Origin of the sequence: Mycobacterium tilburgii (genome assembly GCF_902168065.1) — a bacterium.
GTDB lineage: Bacteria > Actinomycetota > Actinomycetes > Mycobacteriales > Mycobacteriaceae > Mycobacterium > Mycobacterium tilburgii.
Map to the genome: position 1 here is coordinate 14896 of NZ_LR655690.1, position 18575 is coordinate 33470.

Consider the following 18575-nt stretch of genomic DNA (forward strand, 5'->3'; position numbering starts at 1 on the left):
GATCAATCTGGCCGGGACGGTCACAACTGTACGCACCGCGGCGCGCGATATGACGGACTAGCAACTCGGCGCCTGGCCACCCTGCCGGATCGCATGTAACGCGTCCACCGCCTGCGACAGCGTCTCGACCTTCACCAAACGCAAGCCGTGCGGATTATCCGAAGCCGCCTCGTAGCAGTTCTTGGCGGGCACCAGGAACACCGTGGCGCCGGCCTCGTGGGCGGCGACCATCTTGTGCGTGATCCCGCCGATCTGGCCGACCTTGCCGTCGGCGGAGATCGTGCCCGTCCCCGCGATGAACGTCGAACCGGCCAGGTCGCCGGTGGTGAGCTTGTCGACCACCGCGAGGCTGAACATCAGGCCGGCCGACGGGCCGCCGATGTTGGCGAGGTTGAAGTCCACGGAAAACGGCGCCCACGGCACGTCCAGGACCGCGACACCCAAGAAGCCGTAGTCGCGGTCTTTGTTGGAGCCCAGCGTGATCTGCGTGACGCCGGCCGGCTCGTTCTTGCGACGATAGTCGATCGTCACCACCTGCCCGGGCTTGGTGGTCTTGAGCAGGCCGGTGAACTGCTCGACGTTGGCGACCGGGGTGCTATTGACCGCGTCAATGGCATCACCGACCTTCAGCTTGTCCACTGACGGTCCGGGATCGGTGACCGTCGCGACGGTGATCGCCGGCGCGTATTTCAGGTAGCCCAAGGCGGCGTAGGCGGCGCTGTCTTCGGAGTCCTTGAAATCGGCATTGTTGGCTTTGTCCACCTCGTCGCGGGACTTTCCAGGCGGGTAGATCAGGTCGCGCGGCACCAGCTGTTCCTGACCGGAGAACCACAGCGTCAGTGCCTCGCCCAGGCTCAACTTGTCCCGCTGGGACACCGTCGTCATGTTGAGATGCCCGGTCGTCGGGTGGGTTTGGGTGCCCTCGATGGCAACGACCTGCTTGCCGTCGACCTCACCGAGCGTGTCGAAGGTAGGCCCGGGCCCCAGGGAGACGAACGGCACCGTCACGACCGCGAGCAACACGCCGAAGACCAGGATCGGCACCAGCGCGATCATCAGGGTCAGAATCCGCCTGTTCACGCCGCTAACCCTAACCGGACCCGCTGGTCGCCGGTGCAGCTACAAGCGTGACAACAGATGGGGCCAGCCGGTCCGGCGGTGAGTACCGTTGGGGTTATGGCTGACCTGCCCTTCGGCTTCTCCTCGGGAGAAGACCCCGAACGCGACAAGCAAGGGAAGAAAGATCCCGAGTCCGGCTCGGGCGAGTCAAACCCGCTCGGCGCTTTCGGCATGAGCGGGGACTTCAGCATGGACGACCTCGGGCAAATCTTCACCCAACTCGGTCAGATGTTCAGTGACGCCGGCACGATGACGGCCAGCGGCCAGTCGGGGCCGGTCAACTACGAACTGGCCCGGCAGGTCGCGTCGAGCTCGATTGGCTTCGTCGCCCCGATTCTGGCGTCGACGAACTCGGCGATCGCCGACGCGGTGCACCTCGCGGACACCTGGCTCGACGGCGTCACGGCGCTGCCGTCGGGCACGACCAAGGCGGTCGGCTGGAGCCCCAGCGACTGGGTGGGCAACACCCTGGCAACCTGGAAACGGCTGTGCGACCCGATGGCCCAACAGATTTCGTCGGTGTGGGCGTCGTCGCTGCCCGAAGAGGCCAAGAGCATGGCAGGCCCGCTGATGGCGATGATGTCGCAGATGGGTGGCATGGCATTCGGCTCGCAACTGGGCCAGGCCCTGGGCCGGCTGTCCCGCGAGGTGCTGACGTCAACCGACATCGGCCTGCCCCTGGGCCCCAAAGGCGTGGCGGCGATCATGCCGGACGCCGTGGAGGAATTCGCCGCCGGGCTCGAGCAGCCGCGCAGCGAGATCATGACGTTTCTGGCGGCGCGGGAGGCGTCCCACCACCGGCTGTTTAGTCACGTGCCCTGGTTGTCCAGCCAGCTGCTGGGCGCCGTCGAGGCCTACGCCAGGGGCATGCAGATCGACATGAGCGGGATCGAAGAGCTCGCGCGCGACTTCAACCCCGCGACGCTGGCTGATCCGGCGGCCATCGAAAACCTGCTCGGCCAGGGTGTTTTCGAGCCCAAGGCCACCCCGACGCAAACGCAGGCGCTGGAGCGACTCGAGACACTGCTCGCGCTCATCGAGGGCTGGGTACAGGTCGTGGTCACGGCGGCGCTAGGCGATCGGATTCCGGGCGCGGCCGCGCTGAGCGAAACGTTGCGGCGGCGCCGGGCCAGCGGCGGCCCCGCCGAGCAGACGTTCGCCACCCTGGTCGGCCTGGAGCTGCGGCCTCGCAAGATGCGCGAGGCCGCGGCGCTGTGGGAGCGCCTGACCGAAGCCGCCGGCGCCGACGCGCGCGACGCCGTCTGGCAGCATCCCGACCTGTTGCCTGGCGCCGACGATCTCGATGATCCGGCCGGCTTCATCGACCGGGTCGTCGGCGGGGACACCACCGGCATCGACGAGGCGATCGCCCGGCTGAAAGAAGAAGACCCCGGCGCCGACTGAGCGGGGCTTTCGAACCGTCGATCACGCTTACTGAATTACACGATCACACTTACTGAATTACATCTGATTGCGCTTCAGCCGTTTGCTAGGGGTGTTACGTTGGCGGCGATTAGACAGTCCGACAAGCCTTGGCGGCAACATGCTCAACGCCCGACTCGCAACCGCGCTGCGCACCGCGGTGGTTTGCGCCGGTTTGGCGACGGCCACCGAGTGGTCGGTGTCGGCCTGTGACGCGGCCTCCTCGTCGCTGCGAACGGTGTAGACCGCACACCGGTCACGGCCGGCAGCGGCGTATCCGCAACTCCCCAGGCGCCAGCGCGGACGTCGACCAACGGCCTCTACGGCGATCCGGAGACCGCCGCCAAGTACTGGGTGCAGCAGTCGACAGAGGACACGTGCGGGCTGGCGTCCGTGGCCGACGTGGTCGGTGAGGTCACCGGCAAAGCGCGGACCGAGGAGGAGGTCATTGCGCTGGCACAGCAGACGCCCTCGGCGGTCCGTGACGGTCCGATCTACCTCCCCACCGGCGACCCGGGCCACGACACCGAGAAGGGTGGCATCGATGCGGCCGACACCGTCGTGCTCCTCGAGCACTACGGCGTCAAATCCTCGTCCACGGCGCCGGCCGGCTGAGCTCCGACGGCCCTGTGGATAACTGAACGGGCCGTTACCCGCGCCGTGGCACAGTCCGACTCATGCCGCGTGCCGCGCCTGTATGCGCTCGACCCGAGCCATGCCCGTCCTGTTGCGGCCCGACGGCGCCGTCCAAGTCGGCTGGGGTCCCCGCCGGGCGGTGCTGGTCTGGCCCACCTCGCGGCCTGGCCGCCGCCACGCTGCTGCGTGCGATGCGCTCTCCGCTGCCGATCACCGAGCTGCACCGGCAAGCCGTCGAGCACGGACTGACCGATGCCGACGGCCTGACCCACCTGGTCACGCAGTTGGTGGAAGCCAGTGTGGTCACCCGCGGATTCCGGCGGGCGTGCGTCCTCGATCCGCGTGCACGGTCGCGGGCTGCTGTCGGATTTGCTGATGGGGGCGCTGCGCTGTTCCGGGGCTCGGATCGCGCACAGCAGCCAGCCGCACGCCGCGGTCACGCGTGCCGCCGTGGATCTGGTGGTGCTGGCCTACTACCTGGTGGCCAACCCGCGGATGGTGCGCGACCTGCACAGTCAGGGCGTCCCCCATCTGGCGGTGCGGGTCCGCGACGGCACCGGCCTGGTGGGGCCGCTGGTCGTCCCCGGCGTGACCAGCTGCCTGGGGTGCGCCGATCTGCACCACAGCGACCGCGACGCCGCCTGGCCCGCCGTCGCGCGGCGCTCAGCCAGGTGAATCGGGTGATCGCGGCGGTGCGCGGGCAAGACGCAGGAGCCGATACCGACCCGCCGCAGGTGCTCAACGCGACCCTGGAGTTTGACCTCAATGCCGGGGCGATCGTCGCGCGGCAGTGGACCCGCCACCCGTTGTGTTCCTGCTGATGGGCCGTGACCCGGGTGACCACCGGTCGCCGCGTCACTACTACTACTCTGTTGCCTAGATCAACCCCGGGGCGGACGAGCCGTCATGGATGATGGACGTGTGGCAGACATCAAACGGGGCAGGGCTGCACGGAACGCGAAGCTGGCCAGCATTCCCGTCGGCTTCGCGGCGCGGTCCGCGCTCGGCTTCGGCAAGCGCCTGACCGGCAAGTCGAAGGACGAGGTCCAGGCCGAGTTGCTGGAGAAGGCCGCCCATCAACTGTTCACCGTGCTGGGTGAGCTCAAGGGCGGGGCGATGAAGGTGGGCCAGGCTCTGTCGGTGTTGGAAGCCGCGATCCCGGAGGAATACGGTGAGCCCTATCGCGAAGCGCTGACCAAGCTGCAGAAGGACGCTCCGCCGCTGCCGGCCGACCGCGTGCACCGGGTGCTCGACGCGCAGCTGGGCACCAAGTGGCGGGACCGGTTCAGCGAGTTCAACGACACCCCGGTGGCCTCGGCCAGCATCGGGCAGGTGCACAAGGCGGTGTGGTCCGACGGCTGCGACGTAGCCGTCAAGATTCAGTACCCCGGCGCCGACGAGGCGCTGCGAGCCGACCTCAAGACGATGCAGCGGTTGGTCGGGGTGGCCAAGCAGCTGGCGCCCGGCGCCGACGTCCAGGGTGTGGTCGACGAGCTGATCGAGCGCACAGAGATGGAACTCGACTACCGGCTCGAGGCCGACAACCAGCGCGCGTTCGCCAAGGCGTACCGCGACCATCCGCACTTCGCGGTGCCGCGGGTGGTGGCCAGTGCACCCAAAGTCGTTGTCCAGGAATGGATTCAGGGCGTACCGATGGCCGAGATCATCCGCGACGGGACCCGCGAGCAACGCGACCTGATCGGCACCCGGCTGCTCGAGCTGACCTTCGACGCGCCGCGCCGGCTGGAGATGCTGCACGGCGACGCACACCCGGGCAACTTCATGCTGCTGCCCGACGGCCGGATGGCCGTCATCGACTTCGGCGCCGTCGCTCCCATGCCCGGCGGTTTTCCGATCGAGCTGGGTATGACCATTCGGCTGGCCCGCGAAAAGAACTACGACCTGCTGCTGCCGACGATGGAAAAGGCCGGCTTCATCCAGAAGGGCCAGCAGGTCTCGGTGCGCGACATCGACGACATGCTGCGCCAGTACGTCGAACCGGTCGAGGTCGACGTCTTCCACTACAACCGCAAGTGGCTGCAGAAGATGTCCACCATCGAGATCGACCGGTCGGTGTCGCAGATCAAGACGGCCCGGCAGATGGACCTACCGCCCAAGCTGGTGATCCTGATGCGGGTGATCATGTCGGTGGCGGCCATCCTGTGCCAGCTGGACGCCCACGTGCCGATCAAAAAGCTGTCCGAAGAGCTGGTTCCCGGCTTCGCCGAGCCCGACGCGGCCGTGCTCTAGGCTGCGACCGTTGCCTTGCGCGGTGTCCACGCGGGCCGTTTGTAGCTCACGACCGCGCCACGCTCGAAAATCTCGCCGCACCCCACACCTCCCACGGTTCGGCGCGGTCTAGCGCCGCTGTCAAGCATTGCCGCCGCACCGGGCAGTCCGTGCAGAGCGTCTTGGCGCGTTCCAGGTCGGCCGGGGTTTTGGCGAACCTAAAGATCGGGATCGCCGTCCTGATCACCTGCTTCCTGGTTGGGTGTCCTCTTTCGGTGATCCGGACCAGGTCGCGGGCTGACTGCTCAGTCCCAAAACGATGGCCACGGATCCTTGACTGCGGGTCCGTGGCCATTGGTAGGCGGGGTTACGTAGCGACTACAGTATCTCTCCGATCCACGGACGCGTCAGCGGCGGCGTGGAAGGTCCCCGCGATCGGTGCTGCGTCGGCCACGGCTCCCGTGAACATGTCATTGAGCATCGTGGCCACCTCTTTTGAGCACTCGACAGCGTGAACGCGGTTCCGAGGGTAGATGCTAGCAGCCCCAGCTGACAATCGATTTTCTGACCTGCGGGTTTGCACCTACCGGTCGCGCACCAACTGCAGCACGTCGGCACCGTATTGCTCGAGTTTGCGCGCGCCGACGCCCGGAATGGCGATCAGCGCGGCCTCGTCGCCGGGCAGCAGCTCGGCGATCGCGATCAGGGTGTTGTCGGTGAACACGACGTACGCGGGCACCTTCTGCTCCTTGGCGACCTCCAGCCGCCATTCCTTGAGCCGCAGTAACAACTTCTCGTCGATGTCGACGCTGCACGTCTCGCACCGCCGCAGCATGACGGACGCCGGGGTGGTCAGGTTGCTGTTGCAGATCCGGCATCGCGCGGCCCCTGTCTGCGGCGAGGTTTACCCGGCCCCGCGTCCAGAGCAGCCTGCGGGGCGATGCCGCTGAGGAAGCGTGACGGTTTGCGACTCTGCCAGCCGCCCGGGCTGCGCGACAACGCCCAACTGAGCGCCAAATGCACTCGGGCCCTTGTGATTCCGACGTAAAGCAGCCGAAGCTCTTCCTCCACCGCTTCGCTTTCGGGCCCGTGTGCCAAGGCGTGTGAGATGGGCAGGGTGCCGTCGGCCAGCCCCACCAGAAAAACCGCATCCCACTCGAGCCCCTTGGCAGCGTGCAGCGACGCCAGGGTGACCCCCTGCACGACCGGTGGGTGCCGCGCATCGGCCCGGTTCCGCAACTCGGCCACCAGGCCGCGCAGATCCAGCTGGGGGCGCTGCGCCACCTCGTCGTCCATCAATTCCGCCAGCGCGCTCAGCGCCTCCCAGCGCTCACGGGCCCGGGTGCCGACCGGTTCCTCCGCGGTCAGCCCCAGCGGTTCGAGGATCGCGCGGACCACGTCGGGCAGTGGCACCGCCGGGGGGATCTCGCCCGCGCGTTCGGCGGCACGGTGCAACGCCGCCATCGCCTGCTTGATCTCCTGGCGGGCGAAAAATCCCTCGCCGCCGCGAACCTGGTAGGCGATGTTCGCCTCGGTCAGCGCCTCCTCATAGATCTCGGATTGGGCGTTGACGCGGTAGAGCACCGCGATCTCGGTGGCAGCGGTGCCGGATTCGATCAGCCCGCCGATCGCCTTGGCCACGGCGGCCGCCTCGGCGGTTTCGTCGGGATGCTCGTGAAACGTCGGCGCCGGGCCCGGTGGCCGTTGGCCGGACAATTGCAGCTTGCTGCCCGCCACCCTCCCTCGCGCCGCGGCGATCACCTGGTTGGCCAGCGAGACGACCTGCGGCGTGGAGCGGTAGTCACGTTCCAAGCGCACCACCGTGGCGTCCGGAAACTGCCGCGAGAAGTCGAGCAGGAAGCGCGGCGAAGCGCCCGTGAACGAATAGATGGTCTGATTGGCGTCGCCGACCACCGTCAGATCGTCCCGATCGCCCAGCCACGCCGACAGCACCCGCTGCTGCAGTGGGGTGACGTCCTGGTACTCATCGACGACGAAGCAGCGGTAGCGATCACGGAACTCCTCGGCCACGGCGGCGTCATTTTCGATGGCGGCCGCGGTGTGCAGCAACAGGTCGTCTAAGTCGAGCAGCGTCACCGCTTCGTCGCGGACCTTGAGGGCCTCGTAGGCAGTGTAGACGTCGGCGATCTTTTGGGCGTCCAACGGGACGTCCCGCCCCGCGGCAGCCACCACACCCGGATACGCCTCGGGCCCAATCAGCGACGCCTTGGCCCACTCGATCTCGCCGGCCAGGTCACGCACGTCGTCGGTGCTGGCGTTGAGCCTGACCCGGCTGGCCGCCCTGGCCACGACGGCGAACTTGGTGTCCAACAGTTGCCAGCCGGTGTCGCCGACCACCCGCGGCCAGAAGTATCGGAGCTGGCGGTGCGCGGCCGAGTGGAAGGTCAGGGCCTGCACGGCGCCGACGCCCGCCCCGGTTTCGGTGGCGACGTCCAGCATCCGCAACCGGGACCGCATCTCCCCCGCCGCACGCTGGGTGAACGTGACCGCGAGCACCTGGCCGGCCGCGACATGTCCGTTGGCCACCAGCTGGGCAATGCGGTGGGTGATGGTGCGGGTTTTGCCCGTTCCAGCGCCCGCCAGGACACACACTGGCCCGCGCGGCGCCAGCACGGCCTCGCGCTGTTCCTCATCCAGTCCCGCGATCAACGGGTCGGCCACCACCGGCATGGCGTCCATCTTGGCAGCGGTGGCCGACAATCCGGGCGTTTCGCCACGCCGATCCGGCTCGGGTGTGCCCCTGGTCGGCGGGCCCCGGGTAAGGAACACGCGGCGCGCCGGATACGCTAACGGATCATGAGCAGCGCTCCGATCACCGTTTACACGACGTCATGGTGTGGTTACTGCCACCGGCTCATGACCGTGCTCAAGTCCAACGGCATTCCCTACGACGCGGTCGACATCGAACACGACCCGGCGGCCGCGGAGTTCGTCAGTTCGGTCAATGGCGGCAACCGGATGGTGCCCACCGTGAAGTTCGCCGACGGGTCGACGCTGACGAATCCCAACGCCGCCGATGTCAAGGTGAAGCTCGCCGAGGTGGCCGGCTGAGGCGGTTCACCCCCTAGTCGAGTGCAGCCCAAAACTCGATGATCACCCGTGCGAGCGAAATCGACCCGGGCAAAAGCAGTTTCGACTCCGATGAACTGCCCCAATCACCGGCTGCCAGGGCGGTGCGAACCTCGTCGCGGGTGAACCACGCCGCCTCGGCGATTTCGCCGTCGTTGAACGAGAACTCCTCGTCCGGGTCGCCCAGCGCGTGGAACCCGACCATCAGCGAGCGCGGGAACGGCCACGGCTGGCTGCCCAGGTAGCGGACGTCACGCACGTTCAGGCCGATCTCCTCACGGATTTCGCGGACAACGCAGACCTCGAACGACTCACCGGCTTCGACGAATCCGGCGAGCAGCGAGAACATCCGCTCGGGCCACACCGCTTGGCGGGCCAGCACCGCACGGTCGCCGCCGTCGTGTACCAGGCAGATGATCGCCGGGTCGATGCGGGGAAACTCCTCGTGCCCGCTGACCGGATTCACCCGGGACCAGCCTGCCCGGGCCGGTTTCGTCGGCGAGCCGTCGATCGAGCTAAACCGTGCTCTCTCATGCCAATTCAGCAACGCGACGGCCGACAACACCAGTTGGCTGCTTGTGTCGTCGAAGATCGGGCCGAGACTGCGCAGGTTCACCACCTCGGTCTGCGCGTCGGGATCTTCGGGCGCCTGCAGGGCTCCCCGGATCGCCCAGACGTGCTGACCGTCGTCGATGCGGCCCAGGAAAACCGCGTCCGTCGGTGGTTTGTCGCCCAGCTCGGCCGCCGAGCCGAGCACCACCCGACCGTCGGCCACCAGAACCTGGTTGCGCGAATCCACCCGCAGCAGTGCGGCGGTTGCCCACCCGGCGGTGGCCGCGTCGACATCGGTGCGCAGTTGATCGGCCCGGTCCGCGCCGACGCGCGAGAGCAGCGGAACGCTGCGCAGCTGAAAATCCACTAGCTTTCCGCGTTTCGGACATAGAGAAGCCGGTCGCTGGCCTCGATCGCATCCACCTCGGGCGCACCGATGCGCAGCAGCCGTCCGTCTCGCACCACGCCGAGGACGATGTCGCGCAGATGCCGCGGCGATCCGCCGATCTCGTTCTTCTCGACCTCTCGCTCAGCGATGGCCAGACCTTCCTGCGGGGTGAGCAGATCCTCGATCATCGCCACGACGCTCGGGGTGGTTGTGGCCAGGCCGAGCAGCCGGCCGGCGGTCTCGGAGGAAACCACCACCGAGTCGGCGCCCGATTGCTCCAGCAGATGCTGATTTTCGGACTCGCGAATGGATACCACGATCTTGGCCTTGGGTGCGATCTCGCGGGCGGTTAGCGTCACCAGCACCACGGTGTCGTCGCGGCTGGACGCGACGATGATCGAGGCCGCATGCTGGGCGCCGGCCAGCCGCAGCACATCAGATTTCGTCGCATCGCCGTGGACGGTGACCAGGCCGGCGGACACCGCGCGGTCGAGCGCCGCCTGCTCGATGTCGACGACGACGATGTCTCCCGGGAGCACCTCGTCCGCGAGCATCGCCGCCACGGCCGTCTTGCCCTTGGTGCCGTAGCCGATCACGATCGTGTGGTTACGCACTCTGCTCCTCCAACGCTGGATCTTCCACGCCTGGCGCGATGTTTCGGTGACGACTTCGAGCGTGGTGCCGACCAACAAGATCAGGAACGCGATGCGCAACGGCGTGACGATCAAAACGTTGGTCGCGCGCGCGAATTCCGAGATCGGCGTGATGTCGCCGTAACCGGTCGTCGACAGCGTCACCGCGGAGTAGTACAGGCAATCCAGGAACGTCAGGCCGTCACCCTGCGCGTCGTGGTAGCCGTCGCGATCGAGGTAGACGGTGACGGCGCCGAGGAACAATGCGGCGGTGGCGATCGCCACCCGGCGCGAAATGATGCGAGCGGGGCTGGCATGCCCCTGCGGGACACGCAGCACACCGACCGGCGCGTAACTGGTCTGGACGGTCAACCTCTCGTCGAGGCGCCGCAGCCGCCGCCAGCTACCTTTGGCCACGCTGGCCCATCATCGGTTTGATCCCGGCGTATGGAACACGCACGGATCAAATGTAACCACGTTCCGCGGTCGGCATACACTTGATCGGCTCAGACCGAGGCGTCACTTTCACCTGCGCCGTCGAGACGCCCGACGGGGCGAGCTCGGCCAGCTCGCGCGCATCCGGAAGCTCGTCGGGGGTGACGGTGACACCGGTGCGCACGTAGTGGAACGCGGTTCGCACCGAGGACTCCGCACATCCGGACAGCGCGGCCCACGCCAAGCGGTAGACGGCGAGCTGGACGGCGGCCTGCCGCATCGCGTCGGCTCCCCGCGGGGGTTCCCCGGTCTTCCAGTCCACCACGGTGGCCCCACCGTCGGGATCGGCGAAGACGGCATCGATACGGCCGCAGACCACGGTGTCCCCGATGGGCATCTCGAAGGGCACCTCGACGGCGATGGGCGTGCGGGCCGCCCACGGCGACCGAGTAAAGGCGGCCTGCAGCGCGGCCAGCTCGTCGGCGTGACCAAAGTCGGAGTCCGCCGCACCGGGCAGGTCCACCAGATCGAAGAGTGCCTCCGTACCGTAGAACTGCTGAACCCAGGAGTGAAAGACATTGCCCAACAACGCATGTGGATCTGGTCGGCTCGGTAGCCGATGCACCAGCCGCGCCACCGCGCCCTCGGGGTCGCGGGCCAGGTCCACCAGGCCGCTGACCGACAGCTGGCTGGGCAGCACGCGGACCGACCTTCGTTCGGAACGCGCACACTCGGCCAGTAACGCGTCGACGTCGGCAGCCCAGCCCTCGGCGTCCACACAATCCTGGGGTGCAGCCCCGGCCATCACCTCGGCCACCAACGCCGCCCCGCGCTCGACGTCGGCGCGGCGGCCGGCCAGCGGATCCGCGGGCCAAATCGCCTCGACCACACTGTCGCGCAAGGGGTTTGGTTCGCCGTCGGCAGGCGCGGGGGCCCACTGCTCCACCACACCGCACGGGTCGCCGGCCGCGGCGGACCGGTCGATGATGTCTTTGAGCTCGCAGAGGAACTCGGAGGGCCCGCGGGGTTTGACCCCGGTGGGACCCCAGTGATGACCGGAGGCCAGCAGCGTGTCCGCGGCGCGGGTGATGCCGACGTACAACAGCCGGCGCTCCTCGTCGACGCGCCGCTGCTCCAGCTGGCGGCGATGCTCGGAGATCTTGTCCGACAGCTGCTTACGGTTGGTGACGTCCGACAGGTCCAGCACCGGGATGCCCAGCGAGCCGGCCGAGGCGCGGTCGCCCCGCAGCAACGGCGGCAGCTCGGCGGCATCGGTCAGCCAGCTGCTGCGCGACGCGGTCGACGGGAACGTCCCGCCGGACAGGTGAGCCACCGCAACCACTTCCCACTCCAGGCCCTTCGCCGAATGCACGGTGAGCACCTGGACCCGGTCCCGGCTGACCGCCAACGGCGCAGGCGCCAAACCGTTTTCGACGTTTTCGGCCGCATCCAGGTAAGCCAGCAGACCCAGCACCGACGCGCCCGCCGACGCCGCTGCCGTGGCGTTGTGTTCCGCGTAGCTGACGACCACGTCGGCGAACGCGTCGAGCTGTTCGCTGCCGGCCCAGGCGCGGTGGCCCGCGGCCGCGCGGACTTTGCAATCCAGTCCCAACGTGCGTCGCACCTCGGCGACCAGGTCAGGCAGCGAATGCCCCAGATGACCCCGCAAGGCCGTCAGCTCGGCGGCCAATGCGACGATGCGTTGATACCCCGCAACCGAATACGCGGTGGCCGGGCCGGGATCATGGATCGCGTCGGCCAAGCACGCGCTGTCGGCGTCGATACGGTCGGGGCTGGCCGCCTGGGCGATCGCCTGGGCCGAGGACCCCGCGGCGGGTCCCGCACACAATGCGCGCGCCCGCTGCCACAGCGCGGCGACGTCCCGCCCGCCCAGCCGCCACCGCGGACCGGTCAGCACCCGCATGGTCGCGGCGCCGGCGGTGGGATCGGCCACCAGCCGCAGCATCGCCACGAGTTCGGCGACCTCGGGCACCGACAACAGCCCGACCAACCCGACCACCTCGACTGGGACACCCCGCGCGCGCAGCGCCTCGGCGATCGGTGCAGCATCGGCGTTGCGGCGCACCAGCACCGCGGCGGTCGGCGGGCTGACACCGTCGGCCGCGGCCCGCTGGTAGTGCTCGTGCAGGTGGTCGGCGATCCAGTCGCGTTCGGCCTGCGCGTCAGCCAGCAGCGCGGCACGGACCGTGCCGGGCGCGGCGTCCGGGCGGGGTCGCAGCGCGTGCACAGCCATGGACCGGCGCCGCGCCTCCGCCGAGATGGCATTGGCGACGTGCAGCGTGCCGGGCGGGTTGCGCCAGCTGGTGCGCAGTTCTAGAACCCGTGCCGGCGTGCCATCGGAGTGGGGGAAGTCGGTGGTGAACCGTGGCAGGTTGGTTGCCGAGGCGCCGCGCCAGCCGTAGATCGACTGAATCGGGTCGCCGACGGCGGTGAGTGCAAGCCCGTCGTCTTGAACGTCTGAGCCGCCGCCGAACAGCGCCGACAACGCGATTCGCTGGGCGTGGCCGGTGTCCTGGTATTCGTCGAGCAGCACCACCCGGTACCGGTTGCGCAGGTCCGCCCCGACCTGCGGGAAACCCGCCGCGAGCTGGGCGGCCGCCGCCATCTGCCCGCCGAAGTCCATCACCTTGGCGCCGCGCATGCGCTCCTGCAACGCGTCGAGCAGCGGTACCAGTTCGGCGCGTTCGGTCTGGGTGGCCAGCAGCCGCAGCAGCCACTGGCTCGGCCCACGGTTGCGCTGGTACGGACCGGCGGGCAGGGCGTGGACCAACCGTTCCAACTCCAGGTGGGTGTCGCGCAGCTGACCGGTGTCGACCAGATGCTCGGTGAGCTGACCCCGCAGCCGCAATACCATCGCGGTGACCGCGGCCGGGGTCTTGTCGGTGCTCAGCTGGCCGTCGTACCCGTTGACGACGTCGAAAGCCAGCTGCCATAACTCGGTTTCGCTGAGCAGCCGGGTGTCGGGCTCGACCGGCAGCAGCAACCCGTAGTCCCGCAACAGCGAGCCGGCGAACGCGTGATAGGTGCTGACGGTGGGTGCAACAGTATCGGCGGATTCGGCCGCCCCCAAGCCTATACCGGACAGCCGGGCCAGCCGGGAACGGACCCGGCGCAGCAGTTGTCCGGCGGCCTTGCGGGTGAACGTCAATCCCAGCACCTGGCCGGGATCGGCGTAGCCATTGGCGATCAACCACACCACCCGCGCAGCCATCGTCTCGGTCTTGCCCGCGCCCGCTCCCGCAATGACCACCAGCGGACCCGGCGGCGCGGCGATCACGACGGCCTGCTCCTCGGTGGGTGGGAAAAGCCCTAACGCGGAAGCCAATTCGTGCGGGCTGTAGCGCGGCCGCGGGGTCATCACGCGCTCCCTTCGAGATAGGCAGGGCAGGACGGTCGCAGCGGGCAATGCGAGCAACCCGGGTTGCGCCGGGCAACGAACCACGGACCGGCGGTGGCGTCGGCGGCCTGCCCGACCAGCTCCCGCCATTCGTCCTGGGCGGCCGGGGGCAGAGGATCCTGCTCACGCACCGTCGCGCCGGCGGACCCGGTCTTGCCGAGGTAGACCAGCCGCGCTCCGCCGGGCTCGGTGTCGGCTGCGCTGTCCGGGATCAGGCCTTCGGCCACGGCCAGCTGATACATCGCCAGCTGCGCGTGCTGCTGCGCGTCGTCCTTGCTGACCGGCGATTTGCCGGTCTTGACGTCGACGACGACCAGCCGCCCGGCCGCGTCGCGTTCGAGCCGGTCCACCCGGCCGCGCAACCGGACTTCACCGCCGCCCTCGCGCGGTGTCGCCAAGGCTCCGTCGATGTCGACCTCGACGCCGACCTCTCTCAGCTCGCCGCGCGTCTGGGCGCGCCACTCCACGAACGCCGCGATCATGGCGCGGTGCCGACTCAACTCGTTCTGCGAGTGCCAACGGGCGTCGAAAGGCAAATGCTGCCAAGCCCGTTCCAGCTCTGCGACCATTTCGGCTTCGGTTTTGCCCGGTTCGGCGATCACCGCGTGCAGCACCGACCCGAGCGTGGACCGCAGCTCGCGCGGGTTGGTGCCACCGTGCCGCTCGACCAGCCAGCGTAGCGGACAATCGTTGAGGGTCTGCAGTGTCGACGGGGTCAGCGTGACGGCGGCACCGGCGTCGGAAAGCGGATCGCTGGTGCTGACCTCGATCAGACCGTGCCAGCCGGATGGGTCGGCGCCGGGCACACCGGCCGCTGCCAGCCGGGCCAATTGCGTTGCCGCGCAATGTCGAGCAGCGTCATCCACGGCCCCGGGCGGGGCGCATACAACGCCACACAATCGACCGACGAGCACTGCCGGCGACAACACCCTGGGTGCCGAAACAGGCCGGGCCACAACCTCTTCCGCGGCATCATCGTCCAGCTGGGCGAGCTCGAAAAAGAACGGCGACGGCAGCGCCGCCCCGCTGTCGGCGCCGCCGGCGTCGCTGTCGACGGCGGTGATCAACAGTCGGCGCCGGGCGCGCCCCAGAGCGGCGATCAGCAGCCTGCGTTCCTCGGCCAGCAGCGGAGCGCGCACCGAGGCATCCGCGGACACCCCGTCCACGAGGTCGAGCAGTTGCTGCGTGGCCAACACACCACCGCGCGGAACGGTGTTGGGCCACAACCCATCCTGCAGACCGGCGATCACCACCAGGTCCCATTCGTGCCCCAGCGCCGCGTGCGCGCTGAGCACCCGGACCTGTTCCGGCGTGGCCGGTGGCTCGGTCGTCGCGCCCGGTACCTGCAGCGCCGCAATGTGCTCGATCAGGCCGCGCAGTGACGCACCGGGGGTGCGGGACACGTACTGGTCGGTGACGTCGAACAACGCGGTCACCGCGTCGAGGTCCCGGGTGGCCTGGATGCCCGCGGCGCCGCCACGTTCGCCGGCCGCCAGCCAGCGCCGCTGCAGGCCGGAACGCTGCCACGCCGCCCACAGGGTGTAGCGCGGATCTTGGCCGTTGGCGTGGCAGCGCGCGGCGGCCTCGAGGACCGCCCGCACCCGCTTCGGGGCGCGCGAACCCGCGCGCGGCGGCGTCTCGGCCAACAGCGCGGCTACTACCAGATCACCGAATGTCGCTGCAGTGTCCGCGGATTGGTCACGCATCAACGCCCGGCGCAGCTGTCGCAGCGACACCGGGTCGACCCGGCCGATAGGCCCGGTCAACAGTTCCAGCGCCTGGTCACCGTCGAGGCCGTCGGCGGTCGCGGCCAGCACGGTGAGCATCGCCCGCACGGCGGGCTCCTCGGCCAGCGACCCGTTGACGGCCGGCGCGGCCACCGGCACCCCGGCCGAGGCGAGCGCCCTCGGCAGCCGGGTGCCGGCGCGTGGCACCGACCGCACGATCACGGTCATCTGCGACCAGGGCACGTTGTCGACGAGATGGGCGCGTCGCAGCGTGTCGGCGATCAACGCGGCCTCCGCATGCGCCGACGCCGACAGTCGCACGGTGACGGTTCCCTCGTCCGCGCCGGTGCCGGTGATCTGCCGGCCCGCACTGCTGCCCGGAAGTCGTTGTGCGACGGCGCTGACGGCACGCGCCACCGCCGGCGCACAGCGGTGCGAGTCGGCCAACGTTACCGCGGGGGTTTCGCCGTCGAGCAGGCCGGCCGGCTCGCCGCCTCGGAAGCCGAACACCGCTTGATTGGGATCCCCGGCCAACAGGGTCAATTCACTTCCGGCCGCCAGCACCCGAACCAGGCGGGCTGCCTGTGGGTCGAGTTGCTGCGCGTCGTCGACCAACAAGACCCGGATCCGGGCGCGCTCGGCGGCCAGCAACTCGGCGTCGACCGCGAAAGCCTCCAGCACGGCGCCGACGAGTTCGGCCGCACCCATCGCCGGTGTCGTCGCCTGCGGCGCCGCGGTGCCGACCGCCGCGCGCAGCAGCATCATCTGCTCGTACTGCTGCGCGAACCGGCCCGCCGCGGTCCATTCGGGCCGCCGGGCAAACCGGCCGAGGCGCTGCAGCTCCTGCGGATCCACCCCGCGTTCGGCACAGCGCGCCAACAGATTTCGCAGTTCAGTGGCGAACGTCGCGGTGCTCAGCGCGGGCCGCAGGTGCGACGGCCATCCGGTGGCCCCGTCTTCGAGATCCCCAGCCAGCAACTCCCGGATGATCGCATCCTGTTCGGCGCTGGTGACCAGCCGCGGCGGCGCATCACCGGCGCGCTCGGCCGCGCGACGCAACACCGCATAGGCGTAGCTGTGCACGCTGCGGACCAACGGCTCGCGGATGGCGGACCGGCTCGCGCCGGTGGCGCGCAGCACCGCCATCGTCAACGCGCTGCGCTCCCGGGTTTCGATCCGGCCCGAGCCAGTAAGCAGCAGAACCGATTCCGGATCGACGCCGGCGGCGACCCGGGCGATCACGGCATCGACGAGCAGGCTGCTCTTCCCGGTACCCGGGCCTCCGAGGATGCGGATCAGGCCGCGCGCACCCGGCGCCAGCACCGCACTCGCTTCGGCATCCCAGGTCAATGACATACCGGCATGAGATCACAAAGGTCTGACAAGTCGGCCCGGCTACGACCAGCGGTGTAGGCCGGGCCTGGCATCATCGAGGCGTGACCACCGATCTGCACGTGCACCGCTTTGGCCGCGCCGCCCCGATTCAGTTTCTCGCCCTCCACGGGCTGACCGGCCACGGCGAGCGCTGAAAGCACCTGCGTGAGTACCTGCCCGAGATCGCCTTCGCCGCACCGGATCTGATCGGCCACGGCAGGTCGTCGTGGGATGCGCCGTGGACCATCGAGGCCAATGTCGCGGCGCTGGGCGCGCTGCTCGACGAGGTGGCCGAGGCTCCCGTGCTCGTCGTCGGGCATTCGTTCGGCGGAGGTTTGGCGATGCACCTGGCCACCGCGCGGCCCGACCTGGTGTCGGCACTGTTGCTGCCCGACCCGGCGGTCGGTCAGGACGGCGCGTGGATGCGCGACATCGCCGAGCGGATGTTCTCCTCGCCCAACTATACCGATCGAGCCGAGGCGTGTGCGGAAAAGGCCACGGGTTTTTGGGCGGACGTGGATCCGGCCGCACGCGACGCGGAACTCGACGAGCACCTGATCCAGCTGCCGAACGGGCGCTACCGTTGGCGGATCTGCGTCCCGGCGGTGCTGTCGTACTGGAGCCAGATGGCCCGCCCCGTGGTGTATTCTCCCAAGGGGAGGCCGATCGTTTCCGCCGGACTAGAGCACCAACCGGATCAGCGCGGCCGTGCGCGCCAAACCCGGGAAGGCCTCGGCGGTCGAACGTGGGTGTAGCGCATGCACGGCCAGCCGGAACATCAACGCGCGCAACAACATTTGCGGCCATTCCGGCAGCGCGTTCCAGCGCTCGATCAGTCCGTCGTCGGCGTCGCCCCAGGACAGCGCGTCGACGACGACCACACCGGCCGCCCACGAAGCCGGGCGCCAGTACGGCGTGATGTCGGTGATGCCCGGCGCGGCGGTGCCGACGAAAAGCACTGTCCCGTAAAGGTCCCCGTGCACCAGCTGGTTCGGACTCTTGGTCGGCTTACGCAGCGTGGCGAGCTGTCTGATCAGCTCGACCGACCGCTGGGCGTCCGCGGTCGGTGGTGCGGTCCGCGCTCCCGGCGGAATCGATTGCAGCGGACGCTCTTCCCATGCGGCGCGGTCGGCGGCGATGAAGACGTCGACGTCCGACCACGGAGTCGTCGGGCCCTGGGTCAGAAATCGGGGGCGATCCAGCTTGCCGATGGCCTCATGTAGCCGCACCGCCGCGGAGACGACCTCGTCGTGCCTGGGCTCGGGTGTACCGGCGACGAAGGTGTCCGCCCGCCAGCCCGAGACCACATACCGGCCGTCGGTCGAGCGGACCGGCCGGGCCAGCCGCACACCGTCGACGAACAGCGTCTCGCGCACCCGCGCCGACCATGCGGCGCGGGCGTGGTCGGCCACGACGGACAAAACGACTTCGCCGCAGCGCCAGCCGCCTTCCCAACCCAGGGCCATGGGCTTGACCCCGGCCAAACCGAATGCCGAAAGCACATGCCCCGGCGGCGGTTCGAAACTCACGCGGGTTAGCCTAGTATAGGCCAG

General features: G+C 69.1%; 10 protein-coding genes and 4 pseudogenes. 6 read left to right on the plus strand and 8 right to left on the minus strand.

The genetic code is table 11. The features are described from left to right. Positions 1–57: 57 nt before the first annotated feature. Complete coding sequence (locus tag FQ389_RS00085) at positions 58–1080, minus strand: YlbL family protein (RefSeq protein ID WP_144205731.1); 1023 nt, start codon at positions 1078–1080, stop codon at positions 58–60. 78 nt (positions 1081–1158) lie between these two features. On the opposite strand from FQ389_RS00085, the gene FQ389_RS00090 reads away from it, so the two are divergent. The 4 genes and pseudogenes from FQ389_RS00090 to FQ389_RS00105 all read left to right on the plus strand — a co-directional run bounded on the left by FQ389_RS00090 (position 1159) and on the right by FQ389_RS00105 (position 5427). Continuing rightward, the gene (locus tag FQ389_RS00090; protein WP_144205732.1) at positions 1159–2523 is read left to right on the plus strand and encodes a zinc-dependent metalloprotease; all 1365 of its coding nucleotides are present in this window, start codon (positions 1159–1161) and stop codon (positions 2521–2523) included. A 372-nt stretch (positions 2524–2895) separates the two neighbouring features. Then, on the plus strand, positions 2896–3156 hold the full coding sequence (locus tag FQ389_RS00095; RefSeq protein WP_144205733.1) for a hypothetical protein: 261 nt from the start codon (positions 2896–2898) through the stop codon (positions 3154–3156). Positions 3157–3225: 69 nt separating this feature from the next. Continuing rightward, a pseudogene (locus FQ389_RS00100) lies at positions 3226–3998 on the plus strand (cyclodehydratase). A gap of 85 nt (positions 3999–4083) precedes the next feature. After that, positions 4084–5427: a macrolide-binding ATPase MABP-1 gene (locus tag FQ389_RS00105; protein ID WP_144205734.1), complete on the plus strand. Its 1344-nt coding sequence runs from the start codon at positions 4084–4086 to the stop codon at positions 5425–5427. Here the strand turns inward: FQ389_RS00105 and FQ389_RS00110 are convergent. Together FQ389_RS00110 and FQ389_RS00115 are read right to left on the minus strand one after the other, a co-directional pair. Then, positions 5424–5623, minus strand: a pseudogene (locus FQ389_RS00110) (WhiB family transcriptional regulator); the annotation flags it as partial. The gene FQ389_RS00105 and the pseudogene FQ389_RS00110 sit on opposite strands and share 4 nt — an antisense overlap. Positions 5624–5989: 366 nt before the next feature. After that, a pseudogene (locus FQ389_RS00115) lies at positions 5990–8097 on the minus strand (ATP-dependent DNA helicase UvrD2). 126 nt (positions 8098–8223) lie between these two features. Between FQ389_RS00115 and mrx1 the strand changes: the two are divergent. Then, positions 8224–8478, plus strand: coding sequence for a mycoredoxin Mrx1 (gene mrx1 / locus FQ389_RS00120; RefSeq protein ID WP_144205735.1), 255 nt, complete (start codon positions 8224–8226; stop codon positions 8476–8478). A 13-nt stretch (positions 8479–8491) separates the two neighbouring features. Here mrx1 and nudC read toward each other — a convergent pair whose 3' ends face one another. Genes nudC through FQ389_RS00140 form a run of 4 tightly spaced genes read right to left on the minus strand, consistent with a single transcriptional unit; the run spans position 8492 to position 17004 of the window. Further along, positions 8492–9415 carry an NAD(+) diphosphatase gene (nudC, locus tag FQ389_RS00125; protein WP_144205736.1) on the minus strand — a complete coding sequence of 308 codons (924 nt, stop codon included), beginning with the start codon at positions 9413–9415 and terminating at the stop codon, positions 8492–8494. Beyond that, positions 9415–10485 carry a potassium channel family protein gene (locus tag FQ389_RS00130; RefSeq protein ID WP_144205737.1) on the minus strand — a complete coding sequence of 357 codons (1071 nt, stop codon included), beginning with the start codon at positions 10483–10485 and terminating at the stop codon, positions 9415–9417. Before FQ389_RS00130 ends, nudC begins: the two co-directional genes overlap by 1 nt. Before the next feature lie 46 nt (positions 10486–10531). Continuing rightward, positions 10532–13882, minus strand: coding sequence for an ATP-dependent helicase (locus tag FQ389_RS00135; protein ID WP_144205738.1), 3351 nt, complete (start codon positions 13880–13882; stop codon positions 10532–10534). Then, on the minus strand, positions 13882–17004 hold the full coding sequence (locus tag FQ389_RS00140; RefSeq protein ID WP_144205739.1) for an ATP-dependent helicase: 3123 nt from the start codon (positions 17002–17004) through the stop codon (positions 13882–13884). The genes FQ389_RS00135 and FQ389_RS00140 overlap by 1 nt, the downstream gene beginning before the upstream one ends. Before the next feature lie 80 nt (positions 17005–17084). Here FQ389_RS00140 and FQ389_RS00145 point away from each other — a divergent pair. Continuing rightward, a pseudogene (locus FQ389_RS00145) lies at positions 17085–17675 on the plus strand (alpha/beta fold hydrolase); the annotation flags it as partial. Between the two features lie 27 nt (positions 17676–17702). On the opposite strand, the gene FQ389_RS00150 reads toward FQ389_RS00145, so the two are convergent. Beyond that, entirely contained in the window at positions 17703–18551 is an 849-nt protein-coding gene (locus FQ389_RS00150; RefSeq protein ID WP_186296213.1) for a TIGR02569 family protein, read from the minus strand. Positions 18552–18575: the final 24 nt, after the last annotated feature.